Raw genomic sequence first — 18,598 nt, 5'->3', positions numbered from 1 at the left:
GGATGGGTGCGACGTAAGCTTCGGTGTGCCATCTGGCGCCAATGGAAGCAGCCCTCGACGAGGGCGCGCAACTTAATGCGCTTGGGGCTTGGCGAAGCTCGTGCCTGCAAGTCAACGTCGAATGGCCGCGGCCCATGGTGGAACTCGGGGGCGTCGCATATGAATCAGGCGCTGCCGAAGAAACTGTGGAACCAACTCGGACTGGTCTCGATACTGGACACGATCAACGGCTTATCTGCATAACCTGAACCGCCGTATACGGAACCGTACGTACGGTGGTGTGAGAGGACGGCGGATGCAAATCCGCCTCCTACTCGATCCTCGCTTTTATTGTGCTGCGCTGCAATGGCCGAACATAGTTGTGGCGAGGGGATTTATCCCCGCTGGGGCGCGAAGCGCCCCCCAACACTGCTGACTCGACCCACGAGACATATATAGATTGTCAGGATTTAGGGCTGCTTCGCAGCCCAGCGGGGATAAATCCCCTCGCCACAACTATGTTCGGCTCAGATGGATCAGTGCCTGGGTCAACCGCTCGATATCACTCGCCAAGGTAATCAGTCCCGGGGTAATGCGGATGCACGGCCCGACGCTGGTGTTGCGTACCACGGTGAAGATCCCATGGTCGTTGAGCAATCGATCGGCCATCGCCCGTTGATCGGCCTGGGCGGTGAAGCGCATCGCGGTGATCCCGCAATAGAGACGTCGGTCATCCGGGGTCATGACTTCGATGCCTGGCACATCGCGCACGGCGCTCACCCACAGGTCACGCAGATAACAGAGGCGCGCGCCTTTGGCCGAAGCGCCACCCAGGGCCTGGTGTTCTTCGAAGACCAGCGGCAGGGTGAGCAAGGCAGGGATGTTGGGCGTGCTGTGGGGCGTGCGCGAGCGGACGTCGGTGGCGGGGTAGCTGTCTTCGTCCATGTCCGGGTCGATGTCGGCCAAGCGCTGCGGGGCGATGTACAGAAAGCCCTGGGAGAGGGGCCCGCCGATCCACTTCTGCAGGTTGAAACCGGCGAATTCGATCCCGAGCTTCTTCAGGTCGAAATCGATCTGGCCCAGGGCATGGGCACCGTCGAGGATGATATCGACGGCGAACTCGCGGGCACTCTCGGCAATGGCCTGGACCGGCATCACCAGTCCGGTGAGGTGGTTGACGTAAGTCAGCGTCATCAACTTGAGGCGAGGGTAGCGAATGAACGCTTCGCGATAAGTGCCCACCAGGCTTTCGAAACTGGCAGGGTGCTGGTGGACGATCTCGATCACCTCCACGCCACGCAGGCGGGCCAGCCAGCGCACTGCGCTCTTGACCGAGGCATATTCCAGATCACAGATCAGCACCTGATCGCCTGGCTTGAGGCCGTTGTAGTTGCGAATCAGCGTCTGCAAGGCATCCACCGCGCTACCGGCCAATGCCACGCTCTGGGGGGAGGTGTGGATCAGTCGGGCCACTTGGCGGCGAATGGCTTCGCCGTGTTCACGGTCGAAATGCTGGCGCACGTACACCGAGTTGCCCCGGTTGATGAACTCGATGTTGCGCTGGTACTCCTCCACCACGGTGCGGGACATGCGCCCGAAGTAACCGTTTTCCAGGTTGAGCGGCCCGGCGGGATCGACATCGTAGCGGTCGACAAACGTCTGCCAGAAGGCTTCATCATGGGCGCGTAGCGTGTTTTCGGGCATGACAGGGGCTCAACTGGTCAGGGGCGAGGCTTGGGTTTGCCGTGTTTGGCACGCAAGGGATCGAGCAGGTCCGACAGCCCGTTGTGATCGATTTCCTGCATCAGTGCCAGCAAGCCACCCAGTTCACCGTGAGGAAAACCCTCGCGGGCAAACCAGTTCAGGTATTGACCGGGCAGGTCAGCCAGGATTCGACCCTTGTATTTGCCGAACGGCATTTGACGCGTGATGAGCAATTCGAGCTTTTCCGGGTTCATGGCAATCGTCTGATTCAAATCTGCCTCGAAAATACAGGCATTCTGCATGCAGGCCAAATGACAGATCATGCAAATAACGCGGATACAGTTTTCTTGTTTTTTGTTAACTACCTGATTTTAAAGAAAATTAACGAGGTACTTTGACTGGCATGGCCGATGCAACATCCCTTGCAGGTTTTTTATTCACCAAGCAAAGGAACTGAAAAATGACTGACATCAACAAAGAATCCATCTCCGTCTTGAACGACCTGATCGAGACCAGCAAAGATGGCCAGGAAGGCTTCAAGACCTGCGCTGAAGACATCAAGCATCGAGAACTCAAGGACCTGTTCGTCAAGCGTGCCGCCGATTGCGCCACTGCGGCAGCCGAGCTGCAAGCGGCCGTACGTTCCCTGGGCGGTGATCCGGAAACCTCCACCAGCGTGGCCGGTGACCTGCACCGTCGCTGGGTCGACGTGAAATCCATGTTCACCGGCAAGGATGAAGAAGCGGTGCTCAACGAAGCCGAGCGTGGCGAAGACCATGCGCTCAAGGCTTACAAAGAGGCGCTGGAAAAAATCACCAAGCACAACCTGGTCGGTATTCGTGACCTGGTCGAGCGTCAGTACCATGGCGTTCAACGCAACCATGACCAGGTCAAGGCCCTGCGTAACCAGGCGCGTGCCAGCTAACACGGGCCCTGACCTGAAAAAACGCCAGCTTGCCTGGCGTTTTTTCATGGGAGGCTATTCAGATCGAAAGTGAGCACCGTTGTGGCGAGGGGATTTATCCCCGTGGGGCTGCGCAGCAGCCCCAAACCAGCCCCACTCAATACAGCTGATATACCGAGGTGTTGGCTCCAGGGGCTGCTGCGCAGCCCAACGGGGATAAATCCCCTCACCACAAAAGCGTTCTCTTTAGCCCTGTCGAAGCGGCAATGATTCTCTTCAACTGTGTATCAGGCCCAGAAAGAGTGTGTTGTTGAATTCGTCAGAATCACCTCTGGACTCGTATAGTTAGCTAGCTAATAATTAGCGCCTGCCAACCACCCCATATTGCATCTATCGTTATTGCTTCCCCCCAGAAGAGCCTCTTACGTGCCCATTACCTTCCAGGCCTTGTTTGCCCCCGACCGTCTCGCCTTGCAGTTCGCCATCAAGACGGTGCTTGGCGCTGGGCTGGCGTTGTGGCTGGCGCTGCGCTGGGGGCTGGAGCAGCCGTCATGGGCGCTGATGACCGCGATCATCGTCGCCCAGCCACTGTCCGGGATGGTGGTGCAGAAGGGGTTGGCACGATTGGTCGGCACGCTGGTAGGCACCGTCATGTCGGTGGTGTTCATGGGCCTGTTTGCCCAGGCGCCCTGGTTGTTCCTGCTGGCCTTGGCGCTCTGGCTGGGGGTGTGCACAGCCTGTTCGACGTTGCTGCGCAGTGCCTGGTCGTATTCATTCGTGCTGGCCGGTTACACGGTGGCGATCATTGCCTTGCCGGCCATTTCCCATCCGCTGGGTGTGTTCGACCAGGCAGTGGCGCGTTGCACCGAGATCAGCCTGGGCATTGTCTGTGCCACGGCGGCCAGTGCCTTGCTCTGGCCGTTGCGGGTCGAGCGGCAACTGGCCGGTCAGGCCCTTGCCGCCTGGCAGAGCGGCATGCAGGCAGCCCGTGCGACCCTGGCTGGCGATGTCCAGGCGCGAAAAGGGTTGCTGGAAATTCTGGGCAGGATCGTCGCGGTGGATGCCCAGCGCGAACATGCCTGGTTCGAAGGCAGCCGTGGCCGACAGCGAGCCCGGGCGATCAGCGGCTTGAGCCAGAAATTGCTGATGTTGCTGCGCCTTTCGCGCTCGGTGCGGCGGCAGTGGAAACAGCTCGATCCCGAGGAGGCCGAGGCTCTCCAGCCATGGATGAACGAGGTGCAGCAGGCCCTCGACGCCGACAGTGCGACCCTGCAAGCCTTGCGCCCCCGGTTATGGGATGCGTCTCACGACCCGCAGATCAGCTCGGCGCAAAGTTATTGCCTGGCGCGGTTCGCCTTGTTGCTCGATACCGCCCTGGCCGCCTGCGCAGCCCTGACGGCGGTGCAGGAGGGCAGGGAGGCGGCGGATCCACCGCGAACCCTGGCGCCTCATCGTGATCTGTCCCTGGCCATGGTCTTTGGTGCTCGCAGCGCGCTGGCGTTCCTGGCGGTGGCCTGTTTCTGGCTGGCGACAGCCTGGCCCGCTGCTTCGGGCGCGTTGGTGCTGACGTGCGTGGTGTGCAGCCTGTTTGCCAGCCGCGAAAACGGCGCGCAGATCGGCATGAGTTTTCTCCGGGGCATTTTGTTGGCCGTGCCGACGGCGTTCGTGATCGGTGAGCTCCTGCTCCCGCAATGGAGCAGTTTTGCGATGCTCTGCATGGCCATGGGCGTGCCGTTGTTTTTCGGCGCGCTGGGTATGGCCAAGCCGCAGATATTCGCCACGGCGACGTCGTTCTGCCTGCATTTCGTGGTGTTGATTTCACCGCTCAATGCCATGAAGTACGACGTCGCGGCGTTCTTCAACAACGCCCAGGCCATGATGATTGGCGTGGGCGCCGCGGTGCTGGCCTTCAATCTGCTGATTTTGCGCAACCCGGCCTGGCACAGCCGCCGCCTGCTGGCCGCGACCCTCCACGATCTGGTGCGCCTGACCCATCGCAGCCTGCGTGGCGCCGAGAGCTGGTTCGGCGGGCGCATGGCCGACCGGTTGTTGCAACTGGCGCGGCATTACCCTGAATTGCCGGTGCAGGCGCGCAGCCGCTGGGATGATGGTTTGCTTGGCCTGGACATTGGCGATGAACTGTTGCATTTGCGCCTGAGCCTGGCCGTCGCCCAAGTGCCTGATACCCGGGCTCAGCGTCATTATTTCGAAGCGCTGGAGCAGGTGCTCGAACACGGCCCGACCGGTGACCAGGCCGATGCGCTGGCCCCAGCGAGCGCCGAGTTCCTGAAAGTCTTGTCGACCCAGCCGCCCGGTGACGCATTGAAGCTGGCCCAGGGCGCGGTGGTGCAATTGCAAAACAGCTGGCGCGCCTGGTGCCACCAGCACGAACCTGAACGACGGGAGCACAGCCATGGGCTTGCGTGAATGGTCGATTGGCGGGGTGTTGCTCAGCCCGTTCCTGATTTATGTGGTGCTGGCGTTGCTGGTGACCGGTGCGTTGCGCCTGTTGCTCAGCCTGGTGCCGGCCGGGCGCTGGATCTGGCATGAAGCCTTGTTCGACTGCGCCCTGTATGTCTGTGTCCTGACCGTTATTACCGTGGTCCTCGGGCCGCTATAGGAGTTGAACATGCGTACATCCGTACGTGTCGCCGTCACGCTGTGCATGGTGGCCGTGGCGATCTTCGCCGGGTTTCACTTGTGGCAGTACTACATGCTCACACCCTGGACCCGCGATGCGCGGATCCGCGCCGACGTGGTGGTGATTGCACCCGATGTGTCGGGTTGGGTGCGCGAGCTCAAGGCGGTGGATAACCAGCAGGTCAAGGCCGGCGATGTGTTGCTGAGTATCGACCGTGAGCGTTTCGAGGCGGCCCTGGAGAAGGCTCGGGCGGTGGTGCAGACGCGCCAGCAGCAACTGAGCTTGCGCGAACACGAAGCCAGCCGCCGCGCCGCCCTTGGGCCTCAGGCCATCAGCGCCGAACTGCGGGAAAACGCCCAGATCAACGCCGGCATCGCCCGCGGCGAACTGCGCGAAGCCCAGGCTGAGGCCAAGGTCGCCGAACTGAACCTGGCGCGCAGCCAGGTCCTGGCCCCACGCAGCGGCCACATCACCAACCTGCGCCTGGCCGAAGGCAACTACGTCAATGCCGGGCAGCCGGTGATGGCGCTGATCGACGACTCGACGTTCTATGTGCAGGCCTATTTCGAAGAAACCAAGCTGCCGAGGATCCGCGTAGGCGATCCGGTCAAGATCTGGCTGATGAGCGCCGGCCATGCGCTGGAGGGGCATGTCGAAAGCATCAGCCGCGGCATTACCGACCGCAACACCAACCCCGATGCGCAGTTGCTGGCGGAAGTAGAGCCGACCTTCAACTGGGTGCGCTTGGCCCAGCGGATCCCGGTGCGGATCAAGTTGGACAAGGTGCCGGAGGGGGTGAACCTGAGCGCCGGGATGACGGCGAGCGTGCAGGTGCGCGAAGACCAGCCATAATTTTGTGGCGAGGGGATTTATCCCCGCTGGGGCGCGAAGCGGCCCCAATACCTTAAACCACTGCGGTGTGTCAGCCTGCGCACAGGGGCTGCTGCGCAGCCCAGCGGGGATAAATCCCCTCGCCACATGTCATTCACCTTAGACCGTGGTAGTCAACCAACAGTAATCGTAGGCAACGTCGGCAACGTCACGGTCTGTTGCTTGCGCGGCGCGAGGATTTCGGCCTCGCCGTCCACCACCAGCTCGTCGCGCTGGTTGAACACACGTGTGGCGATGCGCACACGGAATTTCGGCAGTTTTTCCAGGATCTCCAGGCGCACGGTCAGGGTGTCGCCGATTTTCACCGGTTTCTGGAAGCTCATCTGCTGGCCGATATAGATCGTGCCCGGCCCAGGCAACTCACAGGCTACCGCCGCGCTGATCAGCGCACCGCTGAACATGCCATGGGCGATGCGTTCCTTGAACATGCTCGCGGCGGCGAACTCGGCGTCCAGGTGCACCGGGTTGTGATCGCCCGACATCGCGGCGAACAGCTGGATGTCACGTTCTTCGACAGTCTTGCTGTAGCTGGCGGTCTGGCCGATTTCGAGGGCTTCGTAAGGGGTGTTGGTAACCTGGGTCATCTGTTTCAAATCCTGTGAAGGAGTAAAGGATAAATGCTGCAAGCCTACTCGCTGCGTGGCGGCCGCTTGTGGCTAAGGGCCTGGGCAATCCAGGCCAGCACGTCGGCGGTCACTTCATCGCGGTTGGTTTCATTGAACAGTTCGTGTCGGGCCTGCGGATAAATCGTCAATTGCAGGTGCCGGATGCCGGCGTCACGCAAGGCGTCGGCCAGATCCTTCAGACGCTTGCCTTCGCTCACCGGATCACATTCGCCACCGATCACCAGCAGAGGCAGGCCCGGATCGATCTGGGCGAGATTGGACGCTTTGCTGATTTGCTGCAACCCGCCGAGCAGGTCGACCCACAGTTGATTGGTGCAGCGAAAGCCACACAGCGGGTCGTGGACGTACTTGTCGACTTCGGCCGGGTCGCGGCTGAGCCAGTCGAAGGGGGTGCGCGTGGGTTTGAATTTCTTGTTGAAACTGCCGAACGACAGCCACTCGATCAACGCGCTGCGCCCCGTGGCACCCTGGCGCCAGCGTTCGAAGCGGGCGATCAGGCGAGCGCTGCGGTAGAGCGTCACCGGCTGAAAGTTTGAGCCGCTGAGAATCGCCCCGTGCAGGCTGGCGCTGTGATGCAAGAGGTAACCCTGGGCGATGTAGCTGCCCATGCTGTGGCCCAGCAGCAGGATGGGGGTATCGGGATATTGCTGGACGATGTGGTGGTTGAGGCTGGCCAGGTCGCCCACGACCTTGGTCCAGCCGTCCTCGTCGGCAAAATGGCCGAGAATCGCTTCCTCGCCGCTCTTGCCATGGCCGCGCAGGTCCACAGCGCAGACACCATAGCCTTCGTCGCACAGTGCCTGGGCCAGACGGGCGTAGCGGCCGCTGTGTTCGGCCATGCCGTGAGCCAGCATGATCACCGCCAAAGGGGCGGTTTCGGGCAGCCACTGGTTGACGAACAGGCGGCTATGGTCGGTCGCGGTCAGCCAGAACGTTTGGTGGATCATGGCGATTCCTTTGCACAAAGTCAGACGCAGCGTCGCTGCATTGTATAGCGCATCCGCTGCGTCTCGCCTGATCAGGCTATGCCATGGCAAGAAGATTCACACAATCTATGACGCAGGTTGCCATATTTGCCTGATTGGCCATAGCTGCTAGTGTCCCAGGAGCTCCGCCTCTGCAAGCGATACAGATGCGGCCCGGACATGCTCAGGTAAAGAGGACAAAAACAATGCAGCCTGATTTCTGGAATGACAAACGCCCGGCCGGGGTGCCCCTGGATGTCGACCTTGGGGCCTACAAGTCGGTGATCGAGGTGTTCGAACGTTCCTGTAAGAAATTTGCCGACCGTCCGGCGTTCAGCAACATGGGGGTGACCCTCACCTATGCCGAGCTGGAGCGCTACAGCGCGGCTTTCGCCGGCTACCTGCAAGCCCATACCGACCTGGCGCCAGGTGATCGAATCGCGGTGCAGATGCCCAACATCCTGCAGTACCCGATCGCCGTGTTCGGTGCCTTGCGCGCCGGGCTGATCGTGGTCAACACCAACCCTTTGTACACCGCGCGGGAAATGCGTCATCAGTTCAAGGACTCCGGTGCCCGGGCGCTGGTGTACCTGAACATGTTCGGGCAGAAAGTCCAGGAGGTGTTGCCCGATACGGACCTGCAGTACCTGATCGAAGCGAAGATGGGCGACCTGATGCCCACCGCCAAGGGCTGGCTGGTCAACACGATGGTGAGCAAGGTCAAGAAAATGGTCCCGGCCTATTCGCTGCCCCAGGCCATTTCCTTCAAGAGCGCCTTGCGCCTGGGACGCGGCCAGGGCATCAAGCCGCTGAAAGTCAGCCTCGACGATATTGCGGTGTTGCAATACACCGGCGGCACCACCGGGTTGGCGAAGGGCGCGATGCTGACCCACGGCAACCTGGTGGCCAACATGCAACAGGCTCGGGCCTGCCTGGGGCAGCTCGGCGATGACGGCCATCCACTGTTGCGCGAGGGCCAGGAGGTCATGATCGCACCGCTGCCGCTTTACCATATCTATGCGTTCACGGCGAACTGCATGTGCATGATGGTGACCGGCAACCACAACGTGCTGATCACCAATCCGCGGGACATCGGTGGTTTCATCAAGGAACTGAAGAACTGGCGTTTCTCGCTGCTGCTGGGGCTCAACACGTTGTTCGTGGCCTTGATGGACCATCCGGATTTCAAGACCCTGGATTTTTCCAACCTCAAGGTCACCAACTCAGGTGGCACGGCGCTGATCAAAGCCACCGCCGAGCGTTGGGAGCAGATCACCGGGTGCGGCATCACCGAAGGTTATGGCCTGACCGAAACCTCACCAGTGGCCAGTGCCAATCCTTACGGCGGCAAGTCCCGGCTGGGCACGGTGGGAATGCCGGTGCCGGGCACGCTGATGAAAGTGATCAACGACGATGGCGTCGAGCAGCCCCTGGGCGAGCGCGGCGAGCTGTGCATCAAGGGCCCGCAGATCATGAAAGGCTACTGGAACAAGCCCGAGGCCACGGCCGAAGTGCTGGACCACGACGGCTGGTTCAGGTCCGGCGATATTGCGGTGATCGACCCGGACGGTTTCGTGCGCATCGTCGACCGCAAGAAGGACATGATCATTGTCTCGGGCTTCAATGTGTACCCCAACGAGATCGAAGACGTGGTGATGGCCCATCCGAAGGTGGCCAACTGTGCGGTGATTGGCGTGCCGGACGAACGCTCGGGGGAGGCGGTGAAGCTGTTCGTGGTGGCGCGCGAAACCGGCGTCAGCCTTGAAGAACTCAAGGCCTACTGCAAGGAGAACTTCACCGGCTACAAGATACCCAAGCACATCGTGTTGCGGGACTCATTGCCGATGACCCCGGTGGGCAAGATCCTGCGGCGGGAGCTGCGGGATATCGCCTGAGGCCAGAGAGGTCCAGTAGAACCCCCTGTGGGAGCGAGCTTGCTCGCTCCCACAGTTTTTTGGGTATCCAGGGCGATTCAGATGGTGTTTGGAATTTTTACTCTAAAAATGACTATGAATCATTCATGAGTCATGTTTGTGACTGTGGGGGCTGTTTTTGGCTCTAGTCGGCCCCCGGCAAAGCTGCTACTCTCGGCGCGCTTTTGTGACTTCTCGGCCTTGATTCAAGCCAGATTCACCAATAAACACACACCAATAATAATCGCATCAAATGCGGTGAGAATTCGCGTTGCTGAGGAGTGGGCTTCCATGATTGAAGACTTTTGGAAGGATAAGTACCCAGCTGGGATTGCTGCCGACATCAATCCAGACGAGTATCCGAATATTCAGGCGGTGTTGAAGCAGTCCTGCCAACGCTTTGCCAACAAGCCGGCATTCAGCAACCTCGGCAAGACGATCACCTACGGTGAACTCTACGAGTTGTCCGGTGCCTTTGCCGCGTACCTGCAGCAGCATACCGATTTACAGCCCGGCGATCGAATCGCCGTGCAGTTGCCTAACGTTCTCCAGTACCCGGTGGCCGTGTTTGGTGCGATCCGCGCCGGGCTGATCGTGGTCAACACCAACCCGCTGTACACCGCGCGGGAAATGGAACACCAGTTCAACGACTCCGGGGCCAAGGCGCTGGTGTGCCTGGCGAACATGGCGCACCTGGCCGAGACCGTGGTACCCAAGACGAGCGTCAAGCACGTCATCGTCACCGAAGTCGCCGACCTGCTGCCGCCACTCAAGCGCCTGTTGATCAACAGCGTGATCAAGTACGTCAAGAAGATGGTCCCGGCCTATCACCTGCCCAAGGCCGTCAAGTTCAACGACGTGCTGAGCAAAGGCCACGACCAACCCGTGAGCGAAGCCAACCCCACCAGCGACGATGTCGCCGTGCTGCAATACACCGGTGGCACCACCGGCGTGGCCAAGGGCGCGATGCTCACCCACCGCAACCTGGTGGCGAACATGTTGCAGTGCAAGGCGCTGATGGGCTCCAACCTCAATGAAGGTTGCGAGATCCTGATCACCCCGCTGCCGCTGTACCACATCTATGCCTTCACCTTTCATTGCATGGCGATGATGCTGATCGGCAACCACAACATCCTGATCAGCAACCCGCGTGACCTGCCGGCGATGGTCAAGGAGCTGTCGAAGTGGAAGTTCAGCGGTTTCGTCGGCCTCAATACGCTGTTCGTGGCCCTGTGCAACAACGAAGCCTTCCGCAAGCTGGATTTCTCGGCCCTGAAAGTCACCCTGTCTGGCGGCATGGCCCTGCAACTGGCCGCTGCCGAGCGCTGGAAAGCGGTGACCGGCTGCCCGATCTGCGAAGGTTATGGCATGACCGAAACCAGCCCGGTGGCCACCGTCAACCCGATCCAGAACATCCAGGTCGGTACCATCGGCATTCCGGTGCCGTCGACGCTGTGCAAGGTGATCAATGACGCGGGCGTCGAACAGCCATTGGGCGAAATCGGCGAATTGTGTGTGAAAGGTCCGCAGGTCATGAAGGGCTACTGGCAGCGCCAGGACGCCACCGACGAGATCCTCGACAGCGAAGGCTGGCTCAAGACCGGCGACATCGCGCTGATCCAGCCGGACGGCTACATGCGGATCGTCGATCGCAAGAAAGACATGATCCTGATCTCCGGTTTCAACGTGTACCCCAACGAGCTGGAAGACGTGCTGGCAACCCTGCCGGGCGTGCTGCAGTGCGCGGCCATCGGCATACCGGACGAGAAGTCCGGCGAGGCGATCAAGATCTTCATCGTCGCACGACCGGGCGTCACGTTGACCAAGGAGCAGGTGATGGAACACATGCGTGCCAACGTCACCGGCTACAAGGTGCCCAAGGCCGTGGAGTTCCGTGATGCCTTGCCGACCACCAACGTGGGCAAGATCCTGCGGCGCGAGTTGCGGGATGAAGAACTCAGGAAGCTGGGGCTGAAGAAGTAAAAGCTTGTAGACGAAAGCCCCGCAGAAGTGGGGCTTTTTGTTGGGCGATGACCTGAAGCGAGACCGCTTTTGTGGCGAGGGGATTTATCCCCGTTGGGCTGCGAAGCGGCCCTCGCTTTTTGGGTCTGCTGCGCAGCCCAGCGGGGATAAATCCCCTCGCCACAGGGTGCGGGTGCTTCTCGGGTCCGGTTACAACCGGAACTGCGCAAAATCCAGGTTAGTACCACCTGGCCGCATGTCCTGCAGGTAGGAATCCTTGTCGGCGCTCAGCTCCAGGCTCAGGGCCGCCTTGCGCTTGCCCTGGTTGCGCACTTCCAAGCCTTCCATTTTCTCGCGCAGGAACACGGTCGGCACCTTCAGGTGCAGCAGCTCATCGGTGGCCGGCGTGTGCAGCAGCAGGTGAATCCATTCGTATTGACCGATGGCCAGGCGCGCCACCGGGATATCGAACCAGAAGATGTTGCGGTTGCGGTTCAATTCGCTGAAGTGGCAGTTGTTGACGCCCAGTACGGCGCCGCCCAGTTCCTGGTTCCTGCGGGCGATGGCCTGCTTTTTATCGAGTTTCATAACGTTCCTACGGGGTTGGAGCTTCAGGCCGCAGCCTGAATACGTGGAGCATTCTCGGTCGTTGCCGGGCAAACATAAAGCCCCGCCTGTAGGAACAATGAAACTTGGCTCGGCAATCGCCGGTCAATTCAGCGTCGGGCATGAAAGACGAAATTGATCCAGCGTCGCCAAACAGGCTACTTTGTTGTGATAACGGCCCCTGAGTCGCCAAGCGACCCCCTTTTTTGCGGCGAAAGGAGACGCACATGATGTTCCCGGCCTTGAAAGGCTTACCCTTGCATCGTGTGATGATGCGCACCGTGACCGAGTTTCTCGACGACGAGATGTCGACCTACGCCTCGGCATTGGCCTACCAAATGCTGTTTTCGCTGTTTCCTTTCATTCTCTTTTTGATCGCGTTGATCGGCTTCCTGCACCTGCCGGACTTTTTCTCCTGGCTGCGCCTGCAATCGGAACTGGTGCTGCCACCCCAGGCCCTGGAGCAGGTCAACCCGGTGATCGACCAGCTCCAGCAATCCAAGGGCGGATTGTTGTCGGTGGGTATCGTCATTGCGTTGTGGACCGCCTCGGCAGGCGTGCGACTGATGATGAGCGCGATGAACGCCGCCTACGATGTGGTGGAAGGCCGCCCGGCCTGGAAGCGTTTTCCGCTGTCGATCTTCTACACCGTCGGTATCGCCGGCATGCTGCTGGCCGCTGCGGCGTTGATGGTACTCGGGCCACAGGTAATGGGCTGGATTGCGGCCCAGGTCGGCTTGGAGGAGTTCATCGTCACGCTCTGGACGATCGTGCGCTGGCCGGTGATCGTGATCTTGCTGATGGTGGCCGTGGCGCTGATCTATTACGTGATGCCCGACGTCAAGCAGGAGTTTCGCTTCATCACGCCGGGGTCGGTGCTGGCAGTGGTGGTGTGGATCATTGCCTCCCTGGGCTTTGCGTTTTACGTCAAGACCTTTGCCAACTACAACGCCATGTATGGCAGCATCGGTGCGATCATCGTGTTGTTGCTGTATTTCTATATTTCTTCGGCAGTGCTGCTGCTCGGTGCGGAGATGAATGCGGTGATCGAGCACATGTCCACCGAGGGCAAGAACCCGGGGGAAAAGAGCGCGGGCGAGCACGAAAAACAGCATGTGTCGGGCCTGGGCCGCGACCATTCCATCCCTCATCCCCACCCTGACGAAGCCCGACCATGATCCGTGACATCCTGAAAATGGGCGACGAACGCCTGCTGCGCATCGCCCCGCCAGTGCCCACCGAAATGTTCGACAGCCCAGAATTGTGGCAACTGATCGACGACATGTTCCAGACCATGGAAAGCGTCGGCGGCGTCGGCCTGGCGGCGCCACAGATCGGCGTGGACCTGCAACTGGTGATCTTCGGCTTTGAGCACAGCGCGCGTTACCCCGACGCCGAGGCGGTGCCCCAGACCATCTTGATCAACCCGCTGATCACCCCACTGGGCCCGCAGATGGAAGAGGGGTTCGAAGGTTGCCTGTCAGTGCCGGGCCTGCGCGGGGCGGTCGAGCGCTACCGGGACATCCGCTACGAAGGCTTCGATCCCAAGGGCGAGCCGATCGTGCGTTACGCGTCGGGCTTTCATGCGCGGGTGGTGCAGCATGAGTGTGATCACCTGATCGGGCGCTTGTACCCGTCGCGTATCAGTGATTTCAGCAAGTTCGGGTTTACCGAGGTGATGTTCCCGGACCTGGACCCAGCGGCCGACGATTGATACCCCACCGAACCCTGTGGGAGCGAGCTGTGTCAGGAAGGGCGCGAAGGCTCCCACCCCATCGCAATCATCGGCTTGCTACGCGCATATCGGCTCAGGCGCTCAGCCATCGCATAGGGCAGTTCAGGGTCGAAGCTGAACCCGCGCCGCTCATAAAAACCGCGCAAGTCCGGGTGGCAGAACAGCCACACCGGTTCATTCACGCCGTTCACCGCTTCGGCTATCAACCGTGCGGCGATGCCCTGTACACGGTACGCCGGGTCGACAAACAACCCCGTCAACCAATGCCCGCCCGACACCGGCCGCAGGCACAGCGCTGCGACGATTTCATCCCGCCGCGCCACCCAAAGCTGCGCGTCACGCACCGCTTTCATCGAGGATTGGTGGGCGCGATAAAACTTGTTCATCAGCGGCCAAAGCGATTCTTCGAGCGCTGCGTAATGGATTTCGGACATGACAAGGTCGTAGGCGATAAGGGGAGGGCGATTATAAAAGAACGCAGGTACGGCGATAGGTGTATACCTGACTTCACATCCCGTATGAGTGGAGTACGTATCATGGCCAAAGGCATGGATTCAAAAAAAGCGGCGAAGAAAAAACCGGCGAAGACTGCCGATGAAAAGCGCGCCGACAAAAAAACCAAGAAGGTGAACCTGTTCGGACATTGAGCCGATACTGCCTCGGTTGACCTCAGGTTTGAGCTGGGGCGCTAACCCCAGCTCAAACGCTCCGCCATGGGCCAAGGCTCAAAGCGAGGCGAGAAACATGTCGGTGGCCGAGGTTTTGTCGTCGGTGCGGCTCTGCTGGGCCTTTTCCACTTGTGCCATCGCCGACTTGTCCTGCATGCGCTGGGCGATCTCCTGGCTGACCGCCATCTGCTTCTCGGGCGGCATCGCCTCGAACTCTTCCTCAGTAATGCCCATCTCTTCGAGAATGCTTTCGCGCAGGCGCTCTTCGGGCGTCTTGCTCATGTAGTCCTTGAATTCTGCCGTCGCAGAACCTCCAAGCGTCGTGGTTTCTTCGGACGCGGGTGAAGCAGCGGTCTGCAATTGCACGCGGGTCTTGGCGAATGCCTCGTCGACGTTGTCGCTGATGGCGGTGCTCGCATTGACCTGTTGCGTGGCTCGTTTGGTGAAGGAGTCCTGGACTTGGGCTGCGCCCTGGCTGGCCTGGACCTGGACGTTATCGCGCAACGCCTGCAACGCGGCGCTTTGCAGGCCGCTGGCGGCTTCGGCGGTGGGGTCCTCGCCCGGGCGTTTGAGTGGCAAGACCATCGCTTGCTGTTTGGCACTGACCAACATGATGAACACCTGTAGGTAATGGCTGAGCGATGGGCAGGAGCAATTCCCATGCCGCCTGCGCGATGGCCGTATTCCAAGGGGTGTGGACAAGTGCGTGGCGAGGGGGGCGGCCAACCCTTGCCGTCGGACGGCATGGATCGACCGCTTGAGCGTGGCGCCTCAGGTGCTTTCGCGAACCTTGAGCTCGAAACCCATGTCCACCACCGGCTGCGCGATGCGGTTGCCGGCCATCAACGTCAGCATTTGCTCGGCGGCGCGGCGGCCGATGGCTTCCCGTGGGGTGCTGATGCTGCTCAGGCGCGGCACCATGTGGGCCGAGGCAGGCAGGTCGTTGAAACCGAGGATCGACACCTGCTCGGGAATCTTGATGCCGCAGCGCAATGCTTCGAGCAGGGCGCCGTGGGCCAGGTCGTCGTTGCCGAAGAAGATTGCGTCGACGTCCGGATGACTGGCCAGCAATTGCAGGAACAGCTCGCCGCCCAGGCCTACCGATGACGGACGCGGGGTCAGCAGTTCCAGGTCCGGGTCATAGCGGCCGGCTTTCTGCAGGGCGCGGCGAAAACCTTCGCCACGCAGCAGGGTGCGTTGATCCAGTTGCGCGCCGATGTAGGCCAGGCGCTTGCGACCTTTGGAAATCAGGTGCTCAGCCGCTGTTTCGCCGGCCTTGAGCTGGGAAAAACCGACGCAGTTGAGCCCCGCGCCGGGGTCCAGTTCCATCATGTACACGCAGGGAATGTTGCTGGCTTCGATCATGCGTCGGGCGCTTTCGGTGCGGTCGAAACCGGTCAGCAGCAAACCACGCGGCTGATAGGCCATGTAGTTGCGCAGCAGGTCTTCTTCTTCGTCCCGGGAGTAGTGATAGTTGCCGATCACCACTTCGAAACCCTTGGGGCGCAGCACCCGATGAATGGCTTCCAGGGTGTCGATGAACAACAGGTTGGACAACGACGGCACCAGCACCACCACCGAATGGCTCTGGGCCGAAGCCAGGGCGCGGGCGGCGGGATTGACCACGTAGTTGAGTTCCACGGCGGCCTGGCGGACTTTTTCCACCAGGTCGGCGGCGACGGTGCTGACGCCACGCAGGGCACGGGAGGCGGTGATGGGGCTGACACCGGCCAGGCGTGCGACTTCGTTGAGCGTAGGGCGACCGGTGGTGCGAGTATTCTTATCGTTTTTAGGGGCGGTCATCAGGGCGGCTTGCCAAACAAAAATCAAGGCACTAAGGTAGCGCTGTCTCGACGCGGCTGCAATTGCGTAAGTGGGGTTTGCCTGATCCCCCGTGTGCTGGTGTCGTGAACGAACATGCTGCAACCACAAAAATGACAAGAAGGCGTCGGCAACTTCTGCTTTTGCTGCGGTGTCATAACTGGCAAAGGTAGCGCTGTCTGCGCGCTGAGGTGTTACATGAATAATCCCATCACCGCCCTGGTCATCATGGGCGTTGCCGGTTGCGGCAAAACTTGCGTCAGCCAGGCGCTATGCGAGTTGAGCGGCGCCACTGCCATTGAAGGCGACACTTTCCACCCTGCGGCCAACATCCAGAAGATGAGCGCCGGTATTCCCTTGAACGACGACGACCGTGCCGGCTGGCTCGACAGCCTGTGCGATGAGTTGCGCCGTGTCGACGCCAAGGGCGAGCGCCCGGTGCTGACCTGCTCGGCCCTCAAGCACAGTTATCGCGAGCGTCTGCGCAGTGCCTTGCCAGGCCTTGGCTTCGTGTTCCTTGAATTGACCCCTGAAGTGGCCGCCGACCGTGTTTCCCATCGTCCCGGCCATTTCATGCCGTCGACGTTGATCGACAGCCAGTTTGCCACCCTGCAATCCCCTGTCGGCGAGCCCCTGACCCTGGCTCTGGATGCGTCCAGCCACAGCGTTGAAGAGTTGGCGCATCAGGCTTACGTCTGGTGGTTGGACCATGGTTTGAAGCTTGCTGGCTGAGTTTCAAAAAGTTTGCGTCAGAAAGATAGCGCTACCCCGACGGCTAACCAATAACTGCTTCAATAACAACAACAAATCAGGAGACACCTCCCATGTTTGGCATGTCCCACGAGACGTTCCTGCTGCTCGATGCAGTGGTCACGGTGATCGGACTCATCATCCTCATCACCAAGTTCAAATTCCACCCGTTCATTGCACTGACCATCGCCGCCGCGTTCCTCGGCCTGACGTCGGGCATGCCGACCGGCACCATCATCAAGGCGTTCCAGGACGGCTTCGGTGGCGTGCTGGGCTTTGTCGGCATCATCCTGGCGCTGGGCACGATGCTCGGCAAAATGATGGCCGAGTCGGGCGGGGCCGATCAGATCGCCCAGACCCTGATCCGCGCCTTCGGCAAGGACAAGGTGCAGTGGGCCATGATGTTCGCCGCGTTCCTGGTGGGCATTCCGCTGTTCTTCGAAATCGGCTTCGTGCTGCTGATCCCGCTGGTGTTCATCGTTGCACGTCGCACGGGCGTGTCGATCATCAAGATCGGTATCCCGCTGCTGGCAGGTCTTTCCGCGGTCCACGGCCTGGTGCCGCCGCACCCGGGGCCGCTGCTGGCGATTGGCGTGTTTGGTGCCGACATCGGCAAGACCATTCTCTATGGCCTGATCGTAGCGCTGCCGACGGCCATCATTGCCGGCCCGATCTTCGGTACGTTCATTGCCAAGCACATCCCCGGCCATCCGAACCAAGAGCTGGTGGACCAACTGGCGCGCGAGACGAATGCTGCCGAGCTGCCAAGTTTCAGCATCACCCTGATCACCGTGCTGTCGCCGGTATTCCTGATGTTGCTCAAGACCTTCGCTGACGTGGCGCTGCCCGATGGCAATCTCTTCCGCGCCTGGATGGACATGATCGGCCACCCGATCTCGGCGTTGCTGCTGGCGTTGCTGCTGTCGCTGTACACCTTCGGCTACAAGCAGGGAATCGGTTCCAGCCAGATGCTCAAATGGCTGGACGCCAGCCTGGCGCCGACCGCCGCGATTATCCTGATCATCGGTGCGGGCGGTGGCTTCAAGCAGATGCTGGTGACCAGTGGTGTGGGTGACGTGATCGGCCACATGGCGGTGAGTGCGCAGATCTCGCCGATCCTGCTGGCGTGGCTGGTGGCTGCGGTGATCCGCATTGCCACAGGCTCGGCGACAGTGGCGACCATTACCGGTGCCGGGATCGTGGTGCCGGTGGTGGGGATGATGCCGGGTGTGAACCGTGAGCTGCTGGTGCTGGCGACCGGTGCCGGTTCGTTGATCCTGTCCCACGTCAACGACGCGGGCTTCTGGTTGGTCAAGCAGTACTTCAACATGACCGTGGCCGAGACCTTCAAGACCTGGACCGCGATGGAAACCATCCTGTCGGTGGTGGGGTTGATCTTTATCCTGTTGCTGTCGCTGGTGGTCTAAGCGCAA

General features: G+C 60.7%; 18 protein-coding genes and 1 pseudogene. 11 read left to right on the top strand and 8 right to left on the bottom strand.

What is annotated here, in order from left to right; all coding sequences use genetic code 11:
• Positions 1–243, top strand: a pseudogene (locus tag BT116_RS31395) (group II intron reverse transcriptase/maturase); the annotation flags it as partial.
• Positions 244–495: 252 nt separating this feature from the next.
• Here BT116_RS31395 and BT116_RS08280 read toward each other — a convergent pair.
• Together BT116_RS08280 and BT116_RS08275 are read right to left on the bottom strand one after the other, a co-directional pair.
• Entirely contained in the window at positions 496–1,683 is a 1,188-nt protein-coding gene (locus BT116_RS08280) for an aminotransferase class V-fold PLP-dependent enzyme (protein WP_072342126.1), read from the bottom strand.
• 17 nt (positions 1,684–1,700) lie between these two features.
• Positions 1,701–1,937 (bottom strand): DUF3820 family protein, encoded by a 237-nt coding sequence (locus BT116_RS08275; RefSeq protein ID WP_014336924.1) that lies wholly within the window; start codon positions 1,935–1,937, stop codon positions 1,701–1,703.
• A gap of 206 nt (positions 1,938–2,143) precedes the next feature.
• Between BT116_RS08275 and BT116_RS08270 the strand changes: the two genes are divergently transcribed.
• From BT116_RS08270 to BT116_RS08255, 4 genes are all read left to right on the top strand, one after another.
• Entirely contained in the window at positions 2,144–2,608 is a 465-nt protein-coding gene (locus tag BT116_RS08270; RefSeq protein WP_072342123.1) for a PA2169 family four-helix-bundle protein, read from the top strand.
• Positions 2,609–3,013: 405 nt separating this feature from the next.
• Positions 3,014–5,014, top strand: a complete 2,001-nt coding sequence (locus tag BT116_RS08265) for an FUSC family protein (protein ID WP_072342120.1) — start codon at positions 3,014–3,016, stop codon at positions 5,012–5,014.
• Positions 5,001–5,207, top strand: coding sequence for a DUF1656 domain-containing protein (locus BT116_RS08260; protein ID WP_003198565.1), 207 nt, complete (start codon positions 5,001–5,003; stop codon positions 5,205–5,207). The genes BT116_RS08265 and BT116_RS08260 overlap by 14 nt, the downstream gene beginning before the upstream one ends.
• Positions 5,208–5,216: 9 nt before the next feature.
• Entirely contained in the window at positions 5,217–6,080 is an 864-nt protein-coding gene (locus BT116_RS08255) for an efflux RND transporter periplasmic adaptor subunit (protein WP_072342117.1), read from the top strand.
• Between the two features lie 152 nt (positions 6,081–6,232).
• Here BT116_RS08255 and BT116_RS08250 read toward each other — a convergent pair whose 3' ends face one another.
• On the bottom strand, positions 6,233–6,703 hold the full coding sequence (locus BT116_RS08250; RefSeq protein ID WP_072342114.1) for a MaoC family dehydratase: 471 nt from the start codon (positions 6,701–6,703) through the stop codon (positions 6,233–6,235).
• 44 nt (positions 6,704–6,747) lie between these two features.
• Positions 6,748–7,692, bottom strand: a complete 945-nt coding sequence (locus BT116_RS08245) for an alpha/beta hydrolase (protein WP_072342112.1) — start codon at positions 7,690–7,692, stop codon at positions 6,748–6,750.
• A 224-nt stretch (positions 7,693–7,916) separates the two neighbouring features.
• On the opposite strand from BT116_RS08245, the gene fadD2 reads away from it, so the two are divergent.
• Together fadD2 and fadD1 are read left to right on the top strand one after the other, a co-directional pair.
• Positions 7,917–9,605 carry a long-chain-fatty-acid--CoA ligase FadD2 gene (gene fadD2 / locus BT116_RS08240; protein ID WP_072342109.1) on the top strand — a complete coding sequence of 563 codons (1,689 nt, stop codon included), beginning with the start codon at positions 7,917–7,919 and terminating at the stop codon, positions 9,603–9,605.
• 309 nt (positions 9,606–9,914) lie between these two features.
• Positions 9,915–11,606, top strand: a complete 1,692-nt coding sequence (gene fadD1, locus BT116_RS08235) for a long-chain-fatty-acid--CoA ligase FadD1 (RefSeq protein WP_072342106.1) — start codon at positions 9,915–9,917, stop codon at positions 11,604–11,606.
• A gap of 189 nt (positions 11,607–11,795) precedes the next feature.
• On the opposite strand, the gene BT116_RS08230 is transcribed toward fadD1, so the two are convergent.
• Positions 11,796–12,173, bottom strand: a complete 378-nt coding sequence (locus BT116_RS08230; protein WP_030139341.1) for a hypothetical protein — start codon at positions 12,171–12,173, stop codon at positions 11,796–11,798.
• Positions 12,174–12,418: 245 nt separating this feature from the next.
• On the opposite strand from BT116_RS08230, the gene BT116_RS08225 reads away from it, so the two are divergent.
• Together BT116_RS08225 and def are read left to right on the top strand one after the other, a co-directional pair.
• Positions 12,419–13,369, top strand: coding sequence for a YihY/virulence factor BrkB family protein (locus tag BT116_RS08225; protein ID WP_057448927.1), 951 nt, complete (start codon positions 12,419–12,421; stop codon positions 13,367–13,369).
• On the top strand, positions 13,366–13,905 hold the full coding sequence (gene def, locus BT116_RS08220) for a peptide deformylase (RefSeq protein ID WP_072342103.1): 540 nt from the start codon (positions 13,366–13,368) through the stop codon (positions 13,903–13,905). Before BT116_RS08225 ends, def begins: the two co-directional genes overlap by 4 nt.
• Before the next feature lie 32 nt (positions 13,906–13,937).
• Here def and BT116_RS08215 read toward each other — a convergent pair whose 3' ends face one another.
• The 3 genes from BT116_RS08215 to BT116_RS08205 all read right to left on the bottom strand — a co-directional run bounded on the left by BT116_RS08215 (position 13,938) and on the right by BT116_RS08205 (position 16,397).
• The gene (locus BT116_RS08215; RefSeq protein ID WP_072342100.1) at positions 13,938–14,360 is read right to left on the bottom strand and encodes a GNAT family N-acetyltransferase; all 423 of its coding nucleotides are present in this window, start codon (positions 14,358–14,360) and stop codon (positions 13,938–13,940) included.
• Positions 14,361–14,651: 291 nt separating this feature from the next.
• A complete protein-coding gene (locus tag BT116_RS08210; RefSeq protein WP_072342097.1) occupies positions 14,652–15,206 on the bottom strand; it encodes a hypothetical protein in 555 nt (184 codons plus the stop codon).
• A 159-nt stretch (positions 15,207–15,365) separates the two neighbouring features.
• Entirely contained in the window at positions 15,366–16,397 is a 1,032-nt protein-coding gene (locus BT116_RS08205) for an HTH-type transcriptional regulator GntR (RefSeq protein WP_072342094.1), read from the bottom strand.
• A gap of 216 nt (positions 16,398–16,613) precedes the next feature.
• Between BT116_RS08205 and BT116_RS08200 the strand changes: the two genes are divergently transcribed.
• Positions 16,614–17,147 (top strand): gluconokinase, encoded by a 534-nt coding sequence (locus BT116_RS08200; RefSeq protein WP_072342091.1) that lies wholly within the window; start codon positions 16,614–16,616, stop codon positions 17,145–17,147.
• A 92-nt stretch (positions 17,148–17,239) separates the two neighbouring features.
• Positions 17,240–18,592, top strand: coding sequence for a GntP family permease (locus BT116_RS08195; RefSeq protein ID WP_072342088.1), 1,353 nt, complete (start codon positions 17,240–17,242; stop codon positions 18,590–18,592).
• Positions 18,593–18,598: the final 6 nt, after the last annotated feature.

Origin of the sequence: Pseudomonas sp. NFACC16-2 (assembly GCF_900119205.1) — a bacterium.
GTDB classification, from domain to species: Bacteria; Pseudomonadota; Gammaproteobacteria; order Pseudomonadales; family Pseudomonadaceae; genus Aquipseudomonas; species Aquipseudomonas fluorescens_Q.
The sequence above is the reverse complement of the archived record's forward strand: the minus strand, read 5'-3'. Positions and strand labels throughout refer to the sequence as shown.

What these genes read in the sequence shown, in the direction of transcription:
- BT116_RS08200 (WP_072342091.1), top strand. Translation starts at nt 16,614, where the DNA reads ATGAATAATCCCATCACCGCCCTGGTCATCATGGGCGTTGCCGGTTGC.
- BT116_RS08225 (WP_057448927.1), top strand. Translation starts at nt 12,419, where the DNA reads ATGATGTTCCCGGCCTTGAAAGGCTTACCCTTGCATCGTGTGATGATG.
- BT116_RS08255 (WP_072342117.1), top strand. Translation starts at nt 5,217, where the DNA reads ATGCGTACATCCGTACGTGTCGCCGTCACGCTGTGCATGGTGGCCGTG.
- BT116_RS08270 (WP_072342123.1), top strand. Translation starts at nt 2,144, where the DNA reads ATGACTGACATCAACAAAGAATCCATCTCCGTCTTGAACGACCTGATC.
- BT116_RS08230 (WP_030139341.1), bottom strand. Translation starts at nt 12,173, where the DNA reads ATGAAACTCGATAAAAAGCAGGCCATCGCCCGCAGGAACCAGGAACTG.
- fadD2 (WP_072342109.1), top strand. Translation starts at nt 7,917, where the DNA reads ATGCAGCCTGATTTCTGGAATGACAAACGCCCGGCCGGGGTGCCCCTG.
- BT116_RS08210 (WP_072342097.1), bottom strand. Translation starts at nt 15,206, where the DNA reads ATGTTGGTCAGTGCCAAACAGCAAGCGATGGTCTTGCCACTCAAACGC.
- BT116_RS08195 (WP_072342088.1), top strand. Translation starts at nt 17,240, where the DNA reads ATGTTTGGCATGTCCCACGAGACGTTCCTGCTGCTCGATGCAGTGGTC.
- BT116_RS08245 (WP_072342112.1), bottom strand. Translation starts at nt 7,692, where the DNA reads ATGATCCACCAAACGTTCTGGCTGACCGCGACCGACCATAGCCGCCTG.
- BT116_RS08260 (WP_003198565.1), top strand. Translation starts at nt 5,001, where the DNA reads ATGGGCTTGCGTGAATGGTCGATTGGCGGGGTGTTGCTCAGCCCGTTC.
- BT116_RS08215 (WP_072342100.1), bottom strand. Translation starts at nt 14,360, where the DNA reads ATGTCCGAAATCCATTACGCAGCGCTCGAAGAATCGCTTTGGCCGCTG.
- BT116_RS08280 (WP_072342126.1), bottom strand. Translation starts at nt 1,683, where the DNA reads ATGCCCGAAAACACGCTACGCGCCCATGATGAAGCCTTCTGGCAGACG.
- BT116_RS08275 (WP_014336924.1), bottom strand. Translation starts at nt 1,937, where the DNA reads ATGAACCCGGAAAAGCTCGAATTGCTCATCACGCGTCAAATGCCGTTC.
- fadD1 (WP_072342106.1), top strand. Translation starts at nt 9,915, where the DNA reads ATGATTGAAGACTTTTGGAAGGATAAGTACCCAGCTGGGATTGCTGCC.
- BT116_RS08250 (WP_072342114.1), bottom strand. Translation starts at nt 6,703, where the DNA reads ATGACCCAGGTTACCAACACCCCTTACGAAGCCCTCGAAATCGGCCAG.
- BT116_RS08205 (WP_072342094.1), bottom strand. Translation starts at nt 16,397, where the DNA reads ATGACCGCCCCTAAAAACGATAAGAATACTCGCACCACCGGTCGCCCT.
- def (WP_072342103.1), top strand. Translation starts at nt 13,366, where the DNA reads ATGATCCGTGACATCCTGAAAATGGGCGACGAACGCCTGCTGCGCATC.